At 73.3% G+C, this 17,714-nt stretch carries 19 protein-coding genes and 2 tRNA genes; 11 read left to right on the top strand and 10 right to left on the bottom strand.

The genetic code is table 11. The features are described from left to right. Positions 1 to 198: 198 nt before the first annotated feature. Positions 199 to 269: transfer RNA gene (locus ACP7BI_RS10730), tRNA-Gly, on the bottom strand. Between the two features lie 104 nt (positions 270 to 373). Between ACP7BI_RS10730 and ACP7BI_RS10725 the strand changes: the two genes are divergently transcribed. Next, a complete protein-coding gene (locus ACP7BI_RS10725; protein WP_425846029.1) occupies positions 374 to 1,786 on the top strand; it encodes a GH1 family beta-glucosidase in 1,413 nt (470 codons plus the stop codon). On the opposite strand, the gene ACP7BI_RS10720 is transcribed toward ACP7BI_RS10725, so the two are convergent. Both ACP7BI_RS10720 and ACP7BI_RS10715 read right to left on the bottom strand, forming a co-directional pair. Next, on the bottom strand, positions 1,783 to 2,262 hold the full coding sequence (locus ACP7BI_RS10720; protein ID WP_425846027.1) for a hypothetical protein: 480 nt from the start codon (positions 2,260 to 2,262) through the stop codon (positions 1,783 to 1,785). The two genes, ACP7BI_RS10725 and ACP7BI_RS10720, sit on opposite strands and share 4 nt — an antisense overlap. Before the next feature lie 55 nt (positions 2,263 to 2,317). After that, positions 2,318 to 2,491: a hypothetical protein gene (locus ACP7BI_RS10715; RefSeq protein WP_425846025.1), complete on the bottom strand. Its 174-nt coding sequence runs from the start codon at positions 2,489 to 2,491 to the stop codon at positions 2,318 to 2,320. Positions 2,492 to 2,622: 131 nt separating this feature from the next. Here ACP7BI_RS10715 and ACP7BI_RS10710 point away from each other — a divergent pair. From ACP7BI_RS10710 to ACP7BI_RS10700, 3 genes are all read left to right on the top strand, one after another. Continuing rightward, a tRNA-Pro gene (locus ACP7BI_RS10710) sits at positions 2,623 to 2,697 on the top strand. Position 2,698: 1 nt separating this feature from the next. Continuing rightward, positions 2,699 to 3,589 (top strand): sugar nucleotide-binding protein, encoded by an 891-nt coding sequence (locus tag ACP7BI_RS10705; protein WP_425846023.1) that lies wholly within the window; start codon positions 2,699 to 2,701, stop codon positions 3,587 to 3,589. Between the two features lie 41 nt (positions 3,590 to 3,630). Then, positions 3,631 to 4,434, top strand: a complete 804-nt coding sequence (locus ACP7BI_RS10700) for an isocitrate lyase/PEP mutase family protein (protein ID WP_425846022.1) — start codon at positions 3,631 to 3,633, stop codon at positions 4,432 to 4,434. A 19-nt stretch (positions 4,435 to 4,453) separates the two neighbouring features. Here the strand turns inward: ACP7BI_RS10700 and ACP7BI_RS10695 are convergent, their stop codons facing one another. Genes ACP7BI_RS10695 through sigK form a run of 6 tightly spaced genes read right to left on the bottom strand, consistent with a single transcriptional unit; the run spans position 4,454 to position 8,657 of the window. Then, positions 4,454 to 5,293, bottom strand: coding sequence for a PhzF family phenazine biosynthesis protein (locus tag ACP7BI_RS10695; protein ID WP_425846020.1), 840 nt, complete (start codon positions 5,291 to 5,293; stop codon positions 4,454 to 4,456). 37 nt (positions 5,294 to 5,330) lie between these two features. Continuing rightward, positions 5,331 to 6,029: an RraA family protein gene (locus tag ACP7BI_RS10690; RefSeq protein WP_425846017.1), complete on the bottom strand. Its 699-nt coding sequence runs from the start codon at positions 6,027 to 6,029 to the stop codon at positions 5,331 to 5,333. Positions 6,030 to 6,048: 19 nt separating this feature from the next. Further along, positions 6,049 to 6,390, bottom strand: a complete 342-nt coding sequence (locus ACP7BI_RS10685) for a hypothetical protein (RefSeq protein WP_425846014.1) — start codon at positions 6,388 to 6,390, stop codon at positions 6,049 to 6,051. A 36-nt stretch (positions 6,391 to 6,426) separates the two neighbouring features. Then, entirely contained in the window at positions 6,427 to 7,338 is a 912-nt protein-coding gene (locus ACP7BI_RS10680; protein ID WP_425846013.1) for a DMT family transporter, read from the bottom strand. Then, positions 7,339 to 8,112: an anti-sigma factor domain-containing protein gene (locus ACP7BI_RS10675; protein WP_425846010.1), complete on the bottom strand. Its 774-nt coding sequence runs from the start codon at positions 8,110 to 8,112 to the stop codon at positions 7,339 to 7,341. It lies immediately after the preceding gene. Continuing rightward, positions 8,109 to 8,657, bottom strand: a complete 549-nt coding sequence (gene sigK, locus ACP7BI_RS10670; protein ID WP_425846007.1) for an ECF RNA polymerase sigma factor SigK — start codon at positions 8,655 to 8,657, stop codon at positions 8,109 to 8,111. The genes ACP7BI_RS10675 and sigK overlap by 4 nt, the downstream gene beginning before the upstream one ends. Positions 8,658 to 8,873: 216 nt before the next feature. On the opposite strand from sigK, the gene tig reads away from it, so the two are divergent. The 3 genes from tig to ACP7BI_RS10655 all read left to right on the top strand — a co-directional run bounded on the left by tig (position 8,874) and on the right by ACP7BI_RS10655 (position 11,632). Further along, positions 8,874 to 10,229: a trigger factor gene (tig, locus tag ACP7BI_RS10665; protein ID WP_425846004.1), complete on the top strand. Its 1,356-nt coding sequence runs from the start codon at positions 8,874 to 8,876 to the stop codon at positions 10,227 to 10,229. A 123-nt stretch (positions 10,230 to 10,352) separates the two neighbouring features. Then, the gene (locus ACP7BI_RS10660; RefSeq protein ID WP_211449452.1) at positions 10,353 to 10,967 is read left to right on the top strand and encodes an ATP-dependent Clp protease proteolytic subunit; all 615 of its coding nucleotides are present in this window, start codon (positions 10,353 to 10,355) and stop codon (positions 10,965 to 10,967) included. Next, positions 10,967 to 11,632 (top strand): ATP-dependent Clp protease proteolytic subunit, encoded by a 666-nt coding sequence (locus ACP7BI_RS10655; protein WP_425846001.1) that lies wholly within the window; start codon positions 10,967 to 10,969, stop codon positions 11,630 to 11,632. The genes ACP7BI_RS10660 and ACP7BI_RS10655 overlap by 1 nt, the downstream gene beginning before the upstream one ends. Positions 11,633 to 11,700: 68 nt before the next feature. Here the strand turns inward: ACP7BI_RS10655 and ACP7BI_RS10650 are convergent, their stop codons facing one another. Then, a complete protein-coding gene (locus ACP7BI_RS10650; RefSeq protein WP_425845999.1) occupies positions 11,701 to 12,339 on the bottom strand; it encodes a copper resistance protein CopC in 639 nt (212 codons plus the stop codon). 140 nt (positions 12,340 to 12,479) lie between these two features. Here ACP7BI_RS10650 and clpX point away from each other — a divergent pair, with 140 nt between their 5' ends. The 4 genes from clpX to ACP7BI_RS10630 are packed head-to-tail and all read left to right on the top strand — an operon-like array spanning position 12,480 to position 17,672. Continuing rightward, positions 12,480 to 13,757, top strand: a complete 1,278-nt coding sequence (clpX, locus tag ACP7BI_RS10645) for an ATP-dependent Clp protease ATP-binding subunit ClpX (protein ID WP_425845996.1) — start codon at positions 12,480 to 12,482, stop codon at positions 13,755 to 13,757. 41 nt (positions 13,758 to 13,798) lie between these two features. Further along, positions 13,799 to 14,617 (top strand): ABC transporter ATP-binding protein, encoded by an 819-nt coding sequence (locus ACP7BI_RS10640; RefSeq protein WP_425845993.1) that lies wholly within the window; start codon positions 13,799 to 13,801, stop codon positions 14,615 to 14,617. Between the two features lie 41 nt (positions 14,618 to 14,658). Then, complete coding sequence (locus ACP7BI_RS10635) at positions 14,659 to 15,645, top strand: ABC transporter substrate-binding protein (protein WP_425845991.1); 987 nt, start codon at positions 14,659 to 14,661, stop codon at positions 15,643 to 15,645. Continuing rightward, the gene (locus tag ACP7BI_RS10630) at positions 15,642 to 17,672 is read left to right on the top strand and encodes an iron ABC transporter permease (RefSeq protein WP_425845988.1); all 2,031 of its coding nucleotides are present in this window, start codon (positions 15,642 to 15,644) and stop codon (positions 17,670 to 17,672) included. The genes ACP7BI_RS10635 and ACP7BI_RS10630 overlap by 4 nt, the downstream gene beginning before the upstream one ends. Positions 17,673 to 17,714: the final 42 nt, after the last annotated feature.

The raw sequence follows: 17,714 nt of genomic DNA, 5'->3' as shown, positions 1-17,714 counted from the left end.
CCCCACCACTCATCCATGACGGCATTCCACCACGGGCCACTGACACGCGAGCGACCGCAGAAGAGGGCTGTGGAGAACGTGTTCTGTCCGGTCAGGCGCCGACTGGGGTGCGCTTCGACGCGCTCAGCGCGCTGCGCGCGGAGCGGCTCAGCGCGCTGAGGGAGGGGGCGCCCGGAGCGGCACAGCGAGAAGGAGCGGAGCGGGCGACGGGAATCGAACCCGCGTAATCAGTTTGGAAGACTGAGGCTCTACCATTGAGCTACGCCCGCGCGGCCCGAGCGCGACGCGCGATCGGGACGCGACGAATCTACCGCATCCGCCCTCTCCGTCCGTGCGACGACCGCGCCTCCCTCGCCCGGCTACGCTCGAGACCGTGCAGCGAAGCATCCCTGACGACTTCATCCTCGGCGCCGCGACGGCGGCCTTCCAGATCGAGGGCGCCGCCTTCGAGGACGGGCGCACCGCGAGCATCTGGGACGCGTTCGCGCGCGTGCCGGGCGCGGTGATCGACGGCCACAACGGCGACGTCGCGTGCGACCACTACCACCGCATGACCGACGACGTCGCGCTCATGCGAGACCTCGGCCTGCAGGTCTACCGCTTCTCGACGAGCTGGGCGCGCGTGCGTCCCGACGGCGGCGAGCCCAACGCGAAGGGCATCGACTTCTACTCGCGGCTCGTCGACGAGCTGCTCGCGGCCGACATCATGCCGTGGCTCACGCTCTACCACTGGGACCTGCCGCAGGCGCTCGAGGAGCAGGGCGGGTGGACGAGCCGCGACACCGCGCACCGCTTCGTCGACTACGCGCTCACGGTGCACGACGCGCTCGGCGACCGCGTGCAGAACTGGACGACGCTCAACGAGCCGTGGTGCTCGTCGTTCCTCTCCTACACGGCCGGCGCGCACGCGCCCGGTCGGCAGAGCGTCGAGGCGGGCCTCCAGGCCGGCCACCACCTGCTGCTCGCCCACGGCATGGCGGTCGGCGCGCTGCGCGAGGCGGGAGCCGAGCGCGTTGGCATCACCCTCAACTTCCAGCCCGCCGAGCCGGTCGACCCGCAGAGCGCCTCCGACCTGGAGGCCGCGCGGCGCCTCAACGACCAGTACAACCGCTTCTTCGTGCACCCGATCATGACGGGCGAGTACCCCGAGTCGCTCGTGCGCGACGTCGGCCCGCTCGGCCTCGACGCCGTCGTGCACGAGGGCGACCTCGAGATCATCGCCGCGCCGATCGACGTGCTCGGCGTGAACTACTACCACGACGACGCCGTCTCCTACGAGACGCCCGAGGCGCCGGTCGTCAACGACGCACCGACCGATCGCCCGATCGCGAGCCCGTACCCCGCCGCCGAGGGCGTGCAGGCGCATCCGCGCGGCGTGCCGACGACCAACATGGGCTGGGAGGTCAACCCCTCCGGCCTCACGAAGCTCCTCCACCACCTGCACGACGAGTACACGGGCGCGAAGGGCGTCGAGCTGTGGGTCACCGAGAACGGCGCGGCCTACGACGACGAGGTCGTCACGGATGCGTCGACGGGCGAAGCGCGCATCCACGATGCCGAGCGCACCGACTTCCTCCGCTCGCACGTCGGCGCCGTGCTCGATGCGGTCGACGCGGGCGTGCCGGTCAAGGGCTTCATGTACTGGTCGCTCATGGACAACTTCGAGTGGGCGTGGGGCTACCACAAGCGCTTCGGCATCGTGCGGGTCGACTACGAGACGCAGGAGCGCACCGTGAAGGACTCGGGGCGCGAGCTCTCGCGGATGATCCGCGAGCGGACGCTCTAGCCCGCCGCCGCGGAGTCGGTGCCGCGCGTGCGGATCGCGCGCCGCTTCGCGAGCCCGCGCGCAAGGACGGCGCTCGCCGCGCCTGTGATGATGCCGGGTGCAAAGAGCACGCCCCAGCTCGGGTCGCCACCCGCGAAGACGGCGACCGCGAGCGCGCCTCCGATCGCACCCAGGACGCCGAAAGACGCGTGGTGCACCCACTCGGCCCGCACGCGACGGAGCACTGCCGCCGCGGCGATCGCGACGGGGACGCCATAGAGGGTCAGGGCGGGCAGGCCGATGAACGCGCCGATCAGGAGCGCGATCGGCAGCGTCGAGGCGGCGAGCACCGCGCCGAACACGAACGATCCCGCGAACACCGCACCCGCTCCGACAACCCAGCCGAAGGCGATGTCCCCAGCGGTGAACTCGTTCGCCGCCGGGTCGCGCCAGCCGTACCGCGCACGCAGCGGCTCGTCCACCTCGGGCTCGATCACGACGCGAGCGTGCCGCACCGGCAGTCGACGGTCGAGCGGTCCGCCGCGGACCGGTTCATCGCACCGGCGCGAGCGCGATGAGGAGCGAGAGCACCGCGAGCACCGCCGCGACCGGCACCATCGCCCACCGCTCCGGCTTGCTGCGGGAGATCGCGTTCATGGCGATGCCGAGCACGAAGTAGGCGACGACGACCCACACCGAGCGCGAGCGCGAACTGGAAGACGGCAAGCAGGACGAGGACGGCGGTGAGCACGACGGCGGGGAGCACGTCGACACGATAGCCGGGGCGGGCGCCCGTGGTCGGATCGGTGGATGCGCCCACGCCGTTAGGATCGGTGACTGTACGGGAGCGATCCCTACGGGGCGTAGCTCAGCTTGGCTAGAGCGCCCGCTTTGGGGGCGGGAGGTCGCAGGTTCGAATCCTGTCGCCCCGACGTGCGAGCGAGCGAGACAGCGGCATCGCCGCGGCGGACCCTGCTCGTCGGCTGCGGCAAGCTCGGCACGCCGCTCGGCCTGCGGCTCGTCGCCGCCGGCGGCGAGGTCCTCGCGCTGCGCCGCGACACGACCGGGCTGCCGGATGCGTTCGCGCGCCTCTCGGCCGACCTCAGCGCACCGGTGCCCCGGACGCTCATCCCCGCGGTCGACGACGTGGTGATCACGCTGCCGCCGGGCGACCACGACGGCCCGGAGCCGGCGTACGTGCGGTCGCTCCGGCACCTCGCCGATGCGCTGCAGGCCGCGTCGCGCCGCGTCGTGCTCGTCTCGTCGACGCGAGTGCTCGAGGGCCGCGCCGGTCCGACGCCGCTCACGGAAGCGGACGCGCCGGCGCCGGCCTCCGCTCGTGCCGCGGCGCTGCTCGACGGCGAGCGGCTCGCTTTCGATCGCCTCGACGCGCTCGTCGTGCGCCCCGCGGGCATCTACGGCCCTGGCCGCGACACGCTCGTGCGCAAGGTGCGCGATGGGTCACCCGTGCAGTACGCGCGGCGCACCAACCGCATCCACGAGACGGATCTCGTGCGCTCGCTCGAGGCGATGCTCGGCGAGCCGGAGCCGCCACGGCTCCTCCATGCCGTCGACGCCCGGCCCGCCCCGCTCGGCGATGTCGTGACCTGGATCGCCGATGCCCTCGGTGTGCCACCGCCACCTCGGATCGAGCCGGCGGCGCCGAGCGGCACCGTGCTGCGCGGCGACCGCCTCATGGCGCTGCTCGGTCGGCTGCGCTACCCGTTCTTCGAGGACGGCTACAGCGCCCTGCTCGAGCAGGCGATCGTCGCCGGCGCGGCGCGCGGAGGACCGCCCCTTGTCGCACGCGTCGCGCCGACATAAGGTCGCGGCGAGCGCGGCAGCGGACCGCGCCGGAGGTCGCGATGCCCGATCCGCGAGTCATCGAGTTCCATCGCCTGCACGAAGCGGGCACGTTCGTGATGCCCAACCCGTGGGATCTCGGCAGCGCCCGCATCCTCGAGCGGCTCGGCTTCCCCGCCCTCGCGACGACGAGCGCAGGCTTCGCCTGGTCGATCGGCAAGCAGGACTCGCGCGTCGCGCTCGATGAGGCGCTCGGCCACCTCCGCGCCCTCGCCGCAGCCGTCGCCGTGCCGCTCAACGCCGACTTCCAGGGCGGCTTCGCCGACGATCCCGAGATCGTCGCCGCGCACGTGGAGGCGGCCGCCTCGACCGGCGTCGCGGGCCTGTCGATCGAGGACTCGACCGGCGACGCCGAGCACCCGCTCTTCGAGCACGCGCTCGCCGTCGAGCGCGTCGCCGCGGCTCGAGCGGCGATCGACCGCGGCGGGACCGGGGCGCTGCTGACCGCGAGGTCCGAGGGGTACGTCGTCGGGCATCCCGATCTCGACGACACGATCCGTCGGCTCGTCGCGTACGCCGGCGCAGGCGCCGACTGCCTCTATGCGCCACGCATCTCCTCGCGCGACGAGGTCGCGGCGATCGTCGCGGCCGTCGCGCCGAAGCCCGTGAACCTGCTCGTGAATGCGCCGTTCGTCACCGTCGAGGAGGCGGCGGCGCTCGGCGTGCGCCGCATCAGCGTCGGCGGCACGCTCGCGCGCGCGGCGTGGGGCGGGTGGCTCGGCGCCGCCCGCGAGATCGCCGAGCGCGGCACCTTCACGGCGTTCCAGGGGCTGCCGGATGTCGAGAGCCTGCTCGCCGACGGATGACCGACGCGAGCGCGTCGCGTCAAGCGATCGCGATGCCCGAGAAGCACGTGACCGTCGCGCCGCCCACCCAGACCGTGCCGTCGGCATCCGCCTCGATCGAGATCGCTCCCGCGCGTCCGAGCCGTCGGCCCTGCGAGACCGAGTACGCGCGCTCGGCCGCGCCGGTGCTCGTGAGCCACTGGGCGACCGACGCGTTCTGGCTGCCGCACACCGGGTCCTCCGCGACGCCGATCGCGGGCGCGAACGAGCGCAGCTCGAACGCGCGCTCCGAGCCGGGCGGGTAGGCGCCGATCGCGCCGACCATGGCGTCGGGGATGCGCGAGAGGTCGGGCTCGAGGTCGAGCACCTCCTGCGCCGTCTCGAGCCGCACGACGCACCAGCCCGGCCCGTTGTCGACCCACTGGTGCGCGACCACCCGCTCGGGCGCGATGCCGAGCGCCTCGACGAGGCGCGCGAGGTGCTCGGGCTCGAGCTCGCCCGTGCGGCGCATCGGGGGAGCGGCGAAGGCGAGCACGTCTCCGCGCCGCACGTCGATGAGGCCGGCCTCGCACTCCTGCACGATGCGGTCGTCGCGCCGAGGAACGCCGCCGTGCTCGAGCCACGCGTGGGCCGAGCCGAGCGTCGGGTGGCCCGCGAACGGCAGCTCGCCGCCGGGCGTGAAGATGCGCAGCCGGTAGTCGGCGTCGGGCGAGGCGGGCGGCAGCACGAACGTCGTCTCCGACAGGTTCGTCCAGCGCGCGATGCGCTGCATCGACGCGTCGTCGATGCCCTCGGCATCGAGCACGACGGCGACGGGATTGCCGAGGTAGGGCTGGGCGCCGAAGACGTCGACCTGGGCGAAGCGGCGCTGGCGGGTCATGCTCTCTCCTTCGTCGGAGGTCGATGGATGCGTCGGCTCACTCCTCGATCGCGCCGCCCACGTCGCGCAGGTGCTCGCGGAAGCCGATGCCGCGGGCGCTGCGGGCGTCGAGGTAGTCACGGAACCGCACTTGCTCGCGCAGGCTCGAGCCGCCGCGCATGGCGGCGGCCTGGCGGCGCTCGGTGTCGCGGATGCTCGCGGCGGCCTCGGCGATCGGGCTCGCGTGCGCGACCGGCACGACGATCGCGCCGTCGTCATCGGCGAGCACGAGGTCGTCGCGCGCCACCGCGTGCTCGCCGAGCCGCGCGACCTGGAGCGCGTCGGCCGCCTGCGGCTCGACGCTCGCCGGTCCCGACGGCGAGGCGCCGAGGCTCAGCACCGGCAGGCCGATCTCGCGCAGCTCGCGGGTGTCGCGGTGCAGCCCCCAGATGACGATGCCGGCGATGCCGGCGCGCGCCGCCTCGAGCGCGACGAGGTCGCCGAGGCACGCGCGGTCGGTGCGACCGCCGTCGTCGACGACGAGCACGTCACCCGGCTCGCTCGCCTCGAGCGCCTCGAGGAACACGTCGACGCTGCCGACGTGCTGCGCGGGGAGCGCCCGGCCGACGACGTGCACGCCCGGCAGCACGGGCCGCAGCCCGGCGGGACCGCACCGGACCGGCACGCTGAGGCGCATGCATGCATCCGCCACATGAGCCGTCGAGAGGTCGTGGAAGGCCGACTGGAGCTCCTGCATGGGTCCTCCTCCATCGCACTCAACCGGGTTCGTGCTGCGTCGGCACCCACACGAGCGGGTGGTGGCAGCGATCGCACAGCACGTACCCATGCTCCCAGACGACCTCGTGCCCGTGGCGCTCGCAGTCCGACTCGAGCTGCGCCCACCGCAGGTCGGCGAGCGCGGTGCGGCGATGCAGCGGCCACCGCCACGGTGTGAGCCCGAGCTCCCGGAGCTCCGGGTCCGTCCAGTCATCCCGGTGGTGCGCCGGCCACTCGCCGACCGTCGGCTCGCCGTAGCCGCCCTCGATGGCGCAGGGCCGGGTGCTCCTGGGTGGGCGGCGGCAGCGCAGGCAGACGCCGTCGAGCAGCTGCTCCTCCATCATCGGGCTCCTCTCAGCACGGGACCGGATGCGTCGCTACGGCCGAGCGCGCCCGCGCCGCTGCGCGGTGAGCACGATCGCGACGCCCGCCGCCGCTACGACGAGCCCGGCGATGCCGAGCGGCGTGATCGGCACGCCGAAGATGAGCCAGACCCAGAGCATCGTCGTCGGCGGCGTGAGGTAGAGCATCGTGCTCACGAACGTCGCGCCGTGCGAGCGCGTGACCGTCACGTAGAGCACGTAGCCGCCGAGGCTCGAGAGCACGACGAGCCACAGCACCGCGAACCAGAGCTCGCCCGACGCCGGGGGAGCGGCGTGCCCGCGCAGCAGCGCGACCGCCATGAATGCGGCGCCCGCGACGATCGAGTGCAGGGTGAGCGTCTGCAGGAGGTCGTCGTGCATGTGCCAGCGGCGCTGCAGCACGGTGCCGGTGCCGAGGCACATGACCGCGGCGAGCGGGAGCGCGTAGGCCCACAGCGGCGCGCCGGTGCCGCCGAGAGCGCCCGAGACGACGAGCGCGACGCCGCCGAGCCCGACCGCCATGCCGAGCCACATCCATCCGTTCGCCCGCTCGCCGAGGAAGCGGCCGGCGATCGTGGCGACGAGCATCGGCTGGAGCGCTGCGATGAGCGCCGCGGTGCCGCCGTCGACGCCCGCGCGCACGCCCTCGAAGATGAGGAGGAGGTACGCCGCCTGGTTGAGCACCGCGACCGTGCCCTGCCGCAGCCAGCTCGCGCGCCCCGGCCAGCGACGGCGGAGCGCGAGCATCGCCGCGAGGAGGATGCCTGCGAGCACGACGAAGCGCCACGCGAGCACCGTGATGGGTTCGCCGCCGGCGCGAGCGGCGAGCTCTGCGCCCACGAAGCCCGAGCTCCACGTGACGATGAGCCCGATCGAGGCGACAGTGATCGCGGCCGTGCCGAGGCGGCCAGCGCGCTGCGCCGCCACCTAGGTCTCGACGACGAGGATCGGGTCGCTCGTCGGCGCCTCGGAGCCGCCCGCCGGCTCGACCGTCACGCCGATCGCGGCGCCGGCCGAGAGCTCGCCCTCCAGCAGGAACGCGCTCGAGGCGTCGAACACGCCCGCCGATCGGGCGCCGGCCTCGTCGATGAACCAGGCTTGGTAGGTCGATCCCTCGGGCGCGGCCGGCAGGCCGTCGAAGAGGATCGCCGACTGCTCGCGCTCGGGCGACCAGACGACCGTCGCGACGCCGCCGTCGGCGAGCTCGACCTCGCTCCGATGCGCGTCGGACGCCGCGACGAGGGCGCCGAGCGCCTCCTGTCGCGAGTCGCCGCCGAGCTGGGTGCCGATCGCGACGCCGCCGAGCAGCAGCGCCGACCCCGCCGCGACCGCACCGAGCACGCGCGCGGGGCGCCAGCGCGCTCGCGCGCGGCGCTCGGCAGGGCCGACCGGGCCGGCAGCGGGGGTGGATGCGCGCGGCTCCTCGGCGCGAGCGGCGGCGGATGCGTCCGGTCGCGAGAGTGCGGACGGCGCGTCGCGCCGCGGCTCGCGCGCGATCGCGTCGAGCACGCTCGCGCGCAGGCTCGGCGGCGGCGCGACCTCGTCGGCCGCGAGCAGCGCCGCGGTGTCGGCGAGCTGCCGCGCCTCCGCGAGCGCCTCGGGCGACGCCTCGGCCTCGAAGCGCGCGCGCTCGGCAGGCTCGAGCGCGTCGAGCGCGTAGGCGGCCGCCAGCTCGTCGACGGGCCGGGACTCGTCGGTCATGTCGTCACCCCCAGGATCCCGCGGAGGCGCTGCATGCCGTCGCGGAGCCTCGTCTTCACCGTGCCGAGCGGCGCACCGATGCGCTCGGCGATCTCCGTCTGCGTGAGCCCTTCGAAGTACGCGAGCTCGATCGCCTCGCGGTGCGAGTCGCTCAGGTCGCCGAGCGCTCGCCGCGCCCTCGCCGCGTCGAGCGAGATCTCGGCCTGCTCGGCGACGGTGTCGACCGGCACCGCCGTGTCGCGCACGCCGATCCGCTCGTCGCGATCGCGCTGCGACTGCGAGGAGCGCACGCGGTCGACGGCGCGCGCGTGCGCGATCTGCAGCAGCCACGACATCGCGGCCCCGCGGCTCGGGTCGAAGCGCTTCGCCTGCCGCCACGCCTCGAGGTAGACCTCCTGCGCGACCTCCTCCGACTGCGCGCGATCCACGAGGATGCGCAGCACGAGCCCGTAGACCCTCGCGGCCGTCGCGTCGTAGAGCTCCGCGAACGCCCGCTCGTCGCCGTCCGCCGCGCGCACGAGGCACTGCTCGAGCGAGGTCTCCACTCGCCCGAGTATTGCAGGCCGCCACCGGGCGGCCGCTCGGGGCCCGGCGAGCGCGGTCATGCCCGTGATTCGTCACGGGCGAACGGGCGGATTGGCCCGATCGCAGGGGAGGGCCGTTACACTCGGACGATGGTCCGCCCGCAAGCGGTGGATCTCGCGTGCCTACGCACCGCTGGCCCTCGTGCCGCACAACCACCAACCTCAGGAGACCACCCCGTGAAGACCACGGTCGAGAAGATCGAGAACACGCGCACCAAGCTGACCATCGCGGTCGAGCCCGAGGAGCTGCGCCCCGCGATCGACAGCGCCTACAAGGCCGTCGCCGAGCAGATCAGCGTCCCCGGCTTCCGCAAGGGCAAGGTCCCCGCGGCGATCATCGACCAGCGCATCGGGCGCGAGGAGATCCTCAACCAGGCCGTCTCCGAGTCGATCGACGAGTTCTACCGCCAGGGTGTCGCCGAGGCCGGCATCCGCCCGCTCGGCCGCCCCCAGGCCGACGTCACCGCGTGGCCCGAGCTGGGGGACTTCTCGGGCGACCTCGTCCTCGAGATCGAGGTCGACGTGCGCCCCGAGTTCGACCTCCCCGAGGTCGACGGCCGCACGATCACGGTCGACGCGATCGAGATCGGCGACGACGCCGTGCAGGAGGAGCTCGACGCGCTGCGCAGCCGCTTCGGCACGCTCGTCACGGTCGACCGCCCCGCCGCGAAGGGCGACTTCGTCACCCTCGACCTGACCGCGACGATCGAGGGCGAGGTCGTCGACACCGCCAACGGGATCTCCTACGAGGTCGGCTCGGGCGAGCTCATCGACGGCATCGACGAGGCCGTCGACTCGCTCACCGCCGGCGAGGAGACCACCTTCACCTCGAAGCTCGTCGGCGGCGACCACGCCGGCAAGGACGCCGAGGTCACCGTCACCGTCGACGCGGTCAAGGAGCGCGAGCTGCCCGAGGCCGACGACGACTTCGCCCAGATGGCGAGCGCCTTCGACACGATCGACGAGCTCAAGGCCGACCTCAAGGAGCAGGCAGCTCGCAGCCGCCGCATGGGCCAGGCCGAGCAGGCGCGCCAGCGCCTGCAGGAGGAGCTCGTCGAGGCCGTCGAGATCGAGGTCCCCTCGGCCGTCGTCGAGGATGAGGTCACCCGGCACCTCGAGGCCGAGAACCGCGCCGACGACACCGAGCACGGCGAGGAGGTGCGTCAGGAGACGCGCAAGCTCCTCAAGCAGCAGATGCTCTTCGACCGCTTCGCCGAGGAGGCGAACCTGCAGGTCACGCAGCAGGAGCTCACGCAGATCATCGTGCAGCAGGCCGCGCAGTACGGCATGGCGCCGCAGGAGCTCGTGCAGGCGCTCGAGGCCAACGGTCAGCTGCCCGTGCTGCTCGGCGACATCCTGCGCGGCAAGACGCTCTCGACGCTGCTCGGGCGCGTCTCGGTCGTCGACGACAAGGGCGAGGCCGTCGACCTCTCCGACTTCCTGCCGCCGGCCGACGAGGTCGACGAGGACGACGTCGAGGGCGCGATCCGCGAGGCAGAGGCGAAGCTCGCGGCGCAGCACCAGGAGGACTGAGCACCTCAGAGAGGGCCGGGCGGGAGCCCGGCCCTCTCGCGTGCCTCCGCCTGCGGCGAACACGCGCAGGAGCGCCCCTCCCGCTCACCTAGTGTGGAGAGCAACCGAGAGAAGGAGTCACCCGTGGCTGAACCCGTCCTCGCGCCGTCGGTCTTCGACCGGCTGCTGCGCGACCGCATCATCTGGCTCGGCCAGGAGGTGCGGGACGAGAACGCGAACGAGATCTGCGCGAAGATCCTGCTGCTCGCCGCAGAGGACCCGAACAAGGACATCTACCTCTACATCAACTCGCCCGGCGGCTCGATCACGGCCGGCATGGCGATCTACGACACGATGCAGTTCGTGCCCAACGACATCGTCACGGTCGGCATCGGCATGGCCGCCTCGATGGGCCAGCTGCTGCTCACCGCCGGCACCGCGGGCAAGCGCTACATCACGCCGAACGCGCGCGTGCTGCTGCACCAGCCGCACGGCGGCTTCGGCGGCACCTCGAGCGACATCCAGACGCAGGCGCAGCTCATCCTCGACATGAAGAAGCGCCTCGCCGAGATCACTGCGGAGCGCACGGGCAAGAGCGTCGAGCAGATCAACGCCGACGGCGACCGAGACCGCTGGTTCACGGCGCAGGAGGCGCTCGAGTACGGATTCGTCGACCACCTCCGCGCGTCGGCGAGCGACGTCACGGGCGGCGGCGGCACGGACCAGGACGGCACCGCTGACCAGGAGGGCGGCAACTGATGGAGACTCCCACGTTCCAGGCGGGCGGCAGCGCCCTCCAGATGCCCGGCTCGCGCTACATCCTCCCGAGCTTCGAGGAGCGCACCGCCTACGGCTTCAAGCGCCAGGACCCCTACGCGAAGCTCTTCGAGGACCGCATCATCTTCCTCGGCGTGCAGGTCGACGACGCATCCGCCGACGACGTCATGGCGCAGCTGCTCGTGCTCGAGTCGCAGGACCCCGACCGCGACATCGTCATGTACATCAACTCGCCCGGCGGCTCGTTCACGGCCATGACGGCGATCTACGACACGATGCAGTACATCCGGCCCGCCGTGCAGACGGTGTGCCTCGGCCAGGCGGCCTCCGCCGCGGCCGTGCTGCTCGCGGCGGGCGAGCCCGGCAAGCGCCTCGCGCTGCCGAACGCCCGCATCCTCATCCACCAGCCCGCGACGTCCGACGCCGGCCGCGGTCAGGCATCCGACATCGAGATCCAGGCGCGCGAGGTGCTCCGCATGCGCGAGTGGCTCGAGGAGACCCTCGCGAAGCACTCCGACCAAGAGGTCGAGCGCGTCTCGAAGGACATCGAGCGCGACACGTTCCTCTCGGCGCAGGAGGCCCTCGAGTACGGCCTCATCGACCAGGTGCTCACGAGCCGCAAGACGGCGCCGCAGCTGCTCGGCTGACGCTGGAACGACGAAGGCCGGCCTCCCGCAGGAGTGCCGGCCTTCGTCATGCGCGGGGATGCGCGGGGTCACGCCTCGTCGCGCCGGCGGCGGTAGCCGCGGTTGACCGTGTAGGCGATGATCGCGAGCACGACGAGCAGTGCGAGCACGCCGATCGCGATGAACGGGAAGTCGCCGCCCTCGTCGGCCGCGTCGTCGCCGGGGCTCGCGTCGTCGCTCGCGACCGGACCGGGCGCCGCCTCGCCGGGATCGACGGATGCCTCGGGCTCGGTCGTCGACGCGGGCTCGGTCGCGTCGGGCGCGGCGGCACCGCAGATCGGGGCCGTCTCGGAGCCGGCCGTGCCAGCCTCGCCCTCGGCGGGCTCGAACGAGAACGCCACCGTGCCGTCGACGGGGTGGCCGTCGGACGAGACCACCTGGTAGTCGAGCGCGTAGTCGCCCGCCGCGCCGAGCTCGGCGTCGAGCGAGATCGTGTCGCCCTCGACGACGACGCAGCCGTCGCCGTAGTAGCGGCCGTCCGCGTCGGTGAGCTGCAGCCGGTTCGCGGAGTCGGCGCCCTCGAGCGAGAGGATCTCCTCGTTCATCACGACGCTGAACGTGCCGGGCTGCTCGGTCACCGTGTCGCCGTCGCTCGGCGTCGAGCCGATCACGGCGGCGTGGGCGGGCAGGAGGATGACGGCCGCGAGCGCGGCGAGGGCGGCATGCATGCCTCCAGCCTATCGAGGGGCTCGCGGGCCGCCCCGGCGCCGATCGGGCCGAATCCGGCGTGGTCGGCCCCCGTGTCGGCGGCCTGCTCTAGGCTCGTCACAGGGCGCGGCCCGCGCTCGCAGGCGATGAGGAGGGCGAGATGGCACGACTCGGAGAGAGCGGCGATCTGCTGAAGTGCTCCTTCTGCGGCAAGAGCCAGAAGCAGGTGCAGCAGCTCATCGCTGGCCCCGCGGTGTACATCTGCGACGAGTGCGTCGAGCTGTGCAACGAGATCATCGAGGAGCGCGCCGCCGAGGCCGGCGAGGGCACGCAGCCGGAGCGCTTCACCCTGCCGAAGCCGCGCGAGATCTTCGACTTCCTCGAGGAGTACGTCGTCGGCCAGCAGAGCGCGAAGCAGTCGCTCGCGGTCGCGGTCTACAACCACTACAAGCGCATCGGCGCCGCGAAGCAGCTCGAGTCGGCCGACACCGCCGGCGACGGCGTCGAGATCCAGAAGTCGAACATCCTGATGGTCGGCCCGACCGGCTGCGGCAAGTCCTACCTCGCGTCGACGCTCGCGAAGCAGCTCAACGTCCCGTTCGCCGTCGCCGACGCGACGTCGCTCACCGAGGCGGGCTACGTCGGCGAGGACGTCGAGAACATCCTGCTCAAGCTCATCCAGGCCGCCGACTTCGACGTCAAGCGCGCCGAGACCGGCATCATCTTCATCGACGAGATCGACAAGGTCGCGCGGAAGGCCGAGAACCCGTCCATCACGCGCGACGTCTCGGGCGAGGGCGTGCAGCAGGCGCTGCTGAAGATCATCGAGGGCACGGTCGCCTCGGTGCCGCCGCAGGGCGGGCGCAAGCACCCGAACTCCGAGTTCATCCAGATCGACACGTCGAACGTGCTGTTCATCGTCGCGGGTGCCTTCGCCGGCCTCGAGGACATCATCGCGAACCGCTCGGGCAAGCGCGGCATCGGCTTCGGCGCCCCGGTCGCGTCGCTCAAGCCCGACCTCGACGTCTTTCAGGACGTGCTGCCGGAGGACCTGCACAAGTTCGGCCTCATCCCCGAGTTCATCGGCCGGCTCCCCGTCATCGCGACGGTGTCGCCGCTCGATCGCGCCGCGCTCGTGCAGATCCTCACCGAGCCGCGCAACGCGCTCGTGAAGCAGTACCAGCGCATGTTCGAGATCGACGGCGTCAAGCTCGACTTCGAGCCCGAGGCGCTCGAGGCGATCGCCGACCTCGCGGTCGAGCGGAAGACCGGTGCTCGTGGCCTCCGCGCGATCCTCGAGACCGTGCTCGCACCGGTGATGTTCGACGTGCCCTCGCGCGAGGGCGTCGAGCGAGTCATCGTGACGCGCGAGTCCGTCGCGGGCGGCGAGCCGCCCATCGTGCTCACCGCCGACGACATCCAGGAGCTCTCGGCCTGACCGCGTTGCGGAAGCACCGAAGGTAAGGCTACCCTTACCTTGTGAACCGCACCGGACTGAGCGCGCTGCGCGCCGACGACGTCTCGCTCGCATACGGGCGCGAGGCGATCGTGCACGCCGCGTCGATCACGCTCACCCCGGGCCGCGTGACGGCCCTCGTCGGCCCGAACGGCTCCGGCAAGTCCACGCTCCTGCGCGGCCTCACCGCGCTCCACCGGCCGACCGAGGGGCGCGTGCTGTTCGCCGACGGCGCCGACGCGTCGGCGCTCGCCGAGCGCGAGCTCGCGCGCCGCATCGCGCTGCTCGCGCAGTCGCACCCCGACCCCTCAGGCGTGAGCGTGCGCGAGGTCGTCGCCTACGGCCGGTTCGCGCACCGCGGCCGGTTCCGCTCCGGCGATCCGCGCGGCGGCGAGGTGATCGAGCGAGCCATGGCCGCGACGGGCATCGACTCGCTCGCCGAGCACCCGGTCGCGCAGCTCTCCGGCGGCCAGCGGCAGCGCGTGTGGCTCGCGACGTGCCTCGCGCAGGAGACCGGCATCGTGCTCCTCGACGAGCCGACGACGTTCCTCGACGTGCGCTACCAGCGCGAGATCCTCGAGATCGTGCGCGACCTCGCCGACGACGGCGTCGCGGTCGGCATCGTGCTGCACGACCTCGAGCAGGCCGCCGAGGTCGCCGACGACGTCGTGCTGCTCGTGCACGGCCGCATCGTGGCCACCGGCAGTCCGGAGGAGGTGCTGACGGCCGAGCGCCTCAGCGCCGCCTACGAGGTGCCCATCGACGTCGAGCCCGACCCCTCGGGCTTGCGCATCCGGCCGCAGCGGCTCCGCCGCCGGCCCCTCGTGTCGCGCGCCGCGTGACGCGCACTCCCATCGGGCCGAGCGCCCGAGGAAGGACCCCCATGTCCAAGCGAACCCTGCTCACCGGCGCCGCGCTGCTCTCGGCGCTCGCCCTCACCGCGTGCGGCACGACCGAGCCGGCCGGCTCCAGCCAGGGCGCGGAGCCCGAGGCCTCGGCCGTCACGGTGACGGACGCGCGCGGCGTCGAGGTCGAGGTGCCGGCCGGCGCCACCGACGTCGTCGCCCTCGAGTGGGCGGCGGTCGAGCACCTGCAGACCGTCGGCATCGAGCCGGTCGGCGTCGCCGACGTCGAGGGCTACACCAGCTGGGCCGGCACGGGAGCGCCGCTCGCGGGCGAGCCGACCGACGTCGGCACGCGCACCGAGCCGTCGATGGACTCGATCGCGGCGCTCGCCCCGGACCTCATCGTCGCCGTCGCGGGCCGCGACGACGCCGCCTACGGCGACCTCGAGGCCATCGCGCCCGTCGTCGTCCTCGCCGGCGCCGACGCATCCGACCCCCTCGGCACGATGCTCGCCGACCTGCGGCTCGTCGCCGAGGCGACCGGCACGCAGGACGCGGCCGAGGCCGCGATCGACGAGTTCGAGGCGCACGTCGACGAGCTCGCGGGCGAGGTCGAGGCGGCCGGTCTCGCCGGCACGCCGCTCGCGCACATGGACGGCTACGAGAACGGCGGGCAGATCGAGATCCGCCCCTACGCCGACGGTGCGCTCCTGCCCGCGGCGTTCCAGGAGATCGGCTTCGAGAACGGCTGGCCGGGGGAGGGCGACCCGCAGTACGGCCTCGGCATCACCGACGTCGAGGGGCTCACCGCGCTCGACCCCGAGTCGCACATCCTCTACATGACCGTCGGCGACCGTGACGTGTTCGTCGACCAGCTCGCATCGAACGCGATCTGGACCGGCCTGCCCTCGGTCGAGGCAGGCCGCGTGCACCGGCTGCCCGACGGCATCTGGCTCTTCGGCGGCGTCGACTCGGTGAGCGCCTACCTCGACGCGGTGCTCGCGTCGCTCTCGCCCACGCCGTGACCCGGGTCCGACCTGGAGGGCTCGCGCTCGGCGCGGCCCTCCTCGTCGCACTCCTCGGCCTCGCGGCTTGGCACGTCACGCAGGGGACGACGCAGCTCGGGGTGCCCGAGCTGCTGGGCTGGCTCGGCGGGGAGCGGAGCGACAGCGCCGTCATCGTCGAGAGCCGGCTCCCGCGCGTCGCCGCCGCGATCGTCGTCGGGCTCGCGCTCGGCGCGGCCGGCTACGCGATGCAGACGATCACCGGCAACCCGCTCGCCTCGCCCGACACGCTCGCGGTGAACGGCGGCGCGGGCGCCGCGATCGCGCTCGCTGCCGTCTTCGGCGCGAGCCTGCCCGGGCTCGGTGGCGCGGCGCTCGCCTTCGGCGGCGGCATCGTGGCTGCGCTCGCCGTCGTCGCGATCGGCCGCGGGCGAGGCTCGACGACGCAGATGGTGCTCGTCGGCACCGCGCTCGCGCTCGCGCTGCAGTCGGTCTCGACGGTCGCGATCATCCTCGCGGAGCAGGAGACCGCTGGCCTCTACGCGTGGGGCGTCGGTCGGCTCTCGCAGAACGGCATCGGCACCGTCGCGCAGCTGCTGCCCGTCGTGCTGCTCGGCATCGCCGCGCTGCTGCTGCTCGCGCGCAGGCTCGACGTGCTCTCGCTCGGCGAGGAGGCCGCGACCACGATCGGCGTGGGAGTCGGCCGGCTCCGCTTCACCGCGCTCGTCGCCTCGGTCGCGCTCGCGGCCGCAGCGGTGGCGATCGCAGGGCCCATCGGCTTCGTCGGGCTCGCGGCGCCGATCGTCGTCCGGCTGCTCGCGGCGCGCATCCCGGGCGCGGCCCGCCACATCGTCGCGATCCCGCTCGCCGCGCTCAGCGGCGCGCTCCTCGTGGTCGGCTCCGACGTGCTGCTGCGCTTCGCGCTCGGCGGCATCCGATCGATGGACGTCCCGACCGGCGTCGTGACGAGCCTCGTCGGCGCCGTCTGCATCATCGTCCTCGCGCGCTCCATGGCGGGTGCTGCCGAGACCGAGTCGATGACGGTGCTCGGCGCGCGGACGCTCACCGCGCGCGCGTGGTTGCCGCTCGTCGTCGCGGGTGCGCTGCTCGCCGCCCTCGCCGTCGGTGCGGTGCTGCTCGGGGACCGGATGCTGCTGCTCGGCGACGTCGCGAACTGGCTCGCGGGCCGCGCGGGCGACGCGGTGCGCGTGACGCTCGACACGCGCTCGCCGCGCGTCGTCGCCGCGGTGCTCGCCGGAGTCGCGCTCGCGCTCTCGGGCGCGCTCGTGCAGGCGATCGCGCGCAACGCGCTCGCGGATCCCTACCTGCTCGGGGTCGCGGGCGGTGCCGGGCTCGGAGCGATCGGCGTCATCACGCTCGTGCCCGCCGCGGTCGGCTGGGCCGTCGCGGGCGGCGCGCTCGCGGGAGGCGCGGCCGTCGGCGCGCTCGTGATCGCGCTCGTCGGCTGGCGGCGGCTCGGCAGCCTCCGGCTCGTGCTGACGGGCCTCGCGCTCTCGGCGGGCACGGCGGCGCTCACGAGCATGCTCATCGTCGTCACCGACCCCTACAACCGGGCGAAGGCGATCGTCTGGCTCGCCGGCAGCACCTACGGCCGCGGCTTCGAGGACGTCGTGCCGGTCGCGGTGACGATCGTCGTCGCGGTGCTCGCCCTCGTGTGGATGCACCGCGACCTCGACCTCGCGCAGCTCGACGAGGCGACCCCGCGGCTGCTCGGCGTGCGGCTGCCCGCGGTGCAGGTCGTCGCGCTCGTGCTCGCCGTCGCGCTCGCCTCGACGGCGGTCGGGGCGATCGGCGTCGTCGCGTTCGTCGGGCTCGTGGCGCCGCACGCGGCCAGGGCGCTCGTCGGTGCCCGGCACCGGGTGCTGCTGCCGCTCGCGGCCCTGCTCGGCGGCTCGCTCACCCTGCTCGCCGACACGCTCGGGCGCACGCTCATCGCTCCCGCGCAGCTGCCTGCGGGCGTCATGACCGCGCTCGTCGGCATCCCGTACTTCATCTGGCTCGTGCTGCAAGCGGGCCGCGCGCGCTGACGCGCAGGGGCGGGACCGGCTCCGCGCGAAGCCTCGCGCGGA

The organism is Agrococcus sp. TSP3-2-1, assembly GCF_049897585.1.
In the GTDB taxonomy this organism is placed as follows: Bacteria; Actinomycetota; Actinomycetes; order Actinomycetales; family Microbacteriaceae; genus Agrococcus.
Note: the sequence above shows the minus strand (reverse complement) of the source record. Positions and strands in the feature narration are given on the sequence as shown.

Excerpts from the sequence above, each read along its gene's own strand:
- ACP7BI_RS10635 (WP_425845991.1), top strand. The coding sequence starts at position 14,659 with ATGTCCAAGCGAACCCTGCTCACCGGCGCCGCGCTGCTCTCGGCGCTC.
- ACP7BI_RS10655 (WP_425846001.1), top strand. The coding sequence starts at position 10,967 with ATGGAGACTCCCACGTTCCAGGCGGGCGGCAGCGCCCTCCAGATGCCC.
- ACP7BI_RS10695 (WP_425846020.1), bottom strand. The coding sequence starts at position 5,293 with ATGACCCGCCAGCGCCGCTTCGCCCAGGTCGACGTCTTCGGCGCCCAG.
- clpX (WP_425845996.1), top strand. The coding sequence starts at position 12,480 with ATGGCACGACTCGGAGAGAGCGGCGATCTGCTGAAGTGCTCCTTCTGC.
- ACP7BI_RS10690 (WP_425846017.1), bottom strand. The coding sequence starts at position 6,029 with ATGCAGGAGCTCCAGTCGGCCTTCCACGACCTCTCGACGGCTCATGTG.
- ACP7BI_RS10700 (WP_425846022.1), top strand. The coding sequence starts at position 3,631 with ATGCCCGATCCGCGAGTCATCGAGTTCCATCGCCTGCACGAAGCGGGC.
- ACP7BI_RS10650 (WP_425845999.1), bottom strand. The coding sequence starts at position 12,339 with ATGCATGCCGCCCTCGCCGCGCTCGCGGCCGTCATCCTCCTGCCCGCC.
- ACP7BI_RS10675 (WP_425846010.1), bottom strand. The coding sequence starts at position 8,112 with ATGACCGACGAGTCCCGGCCCGTCGACGAGCTGGCGGCCGCCTACGCG.
- ACP7BI_RS10685 (WP_425846014.1), bottom strand. The coding sequence starts at position 6,390 with ATGGAGGAGCAGCTGCTCGACGGCGTCTGCCTGCGCTGCCGCCGCCCA.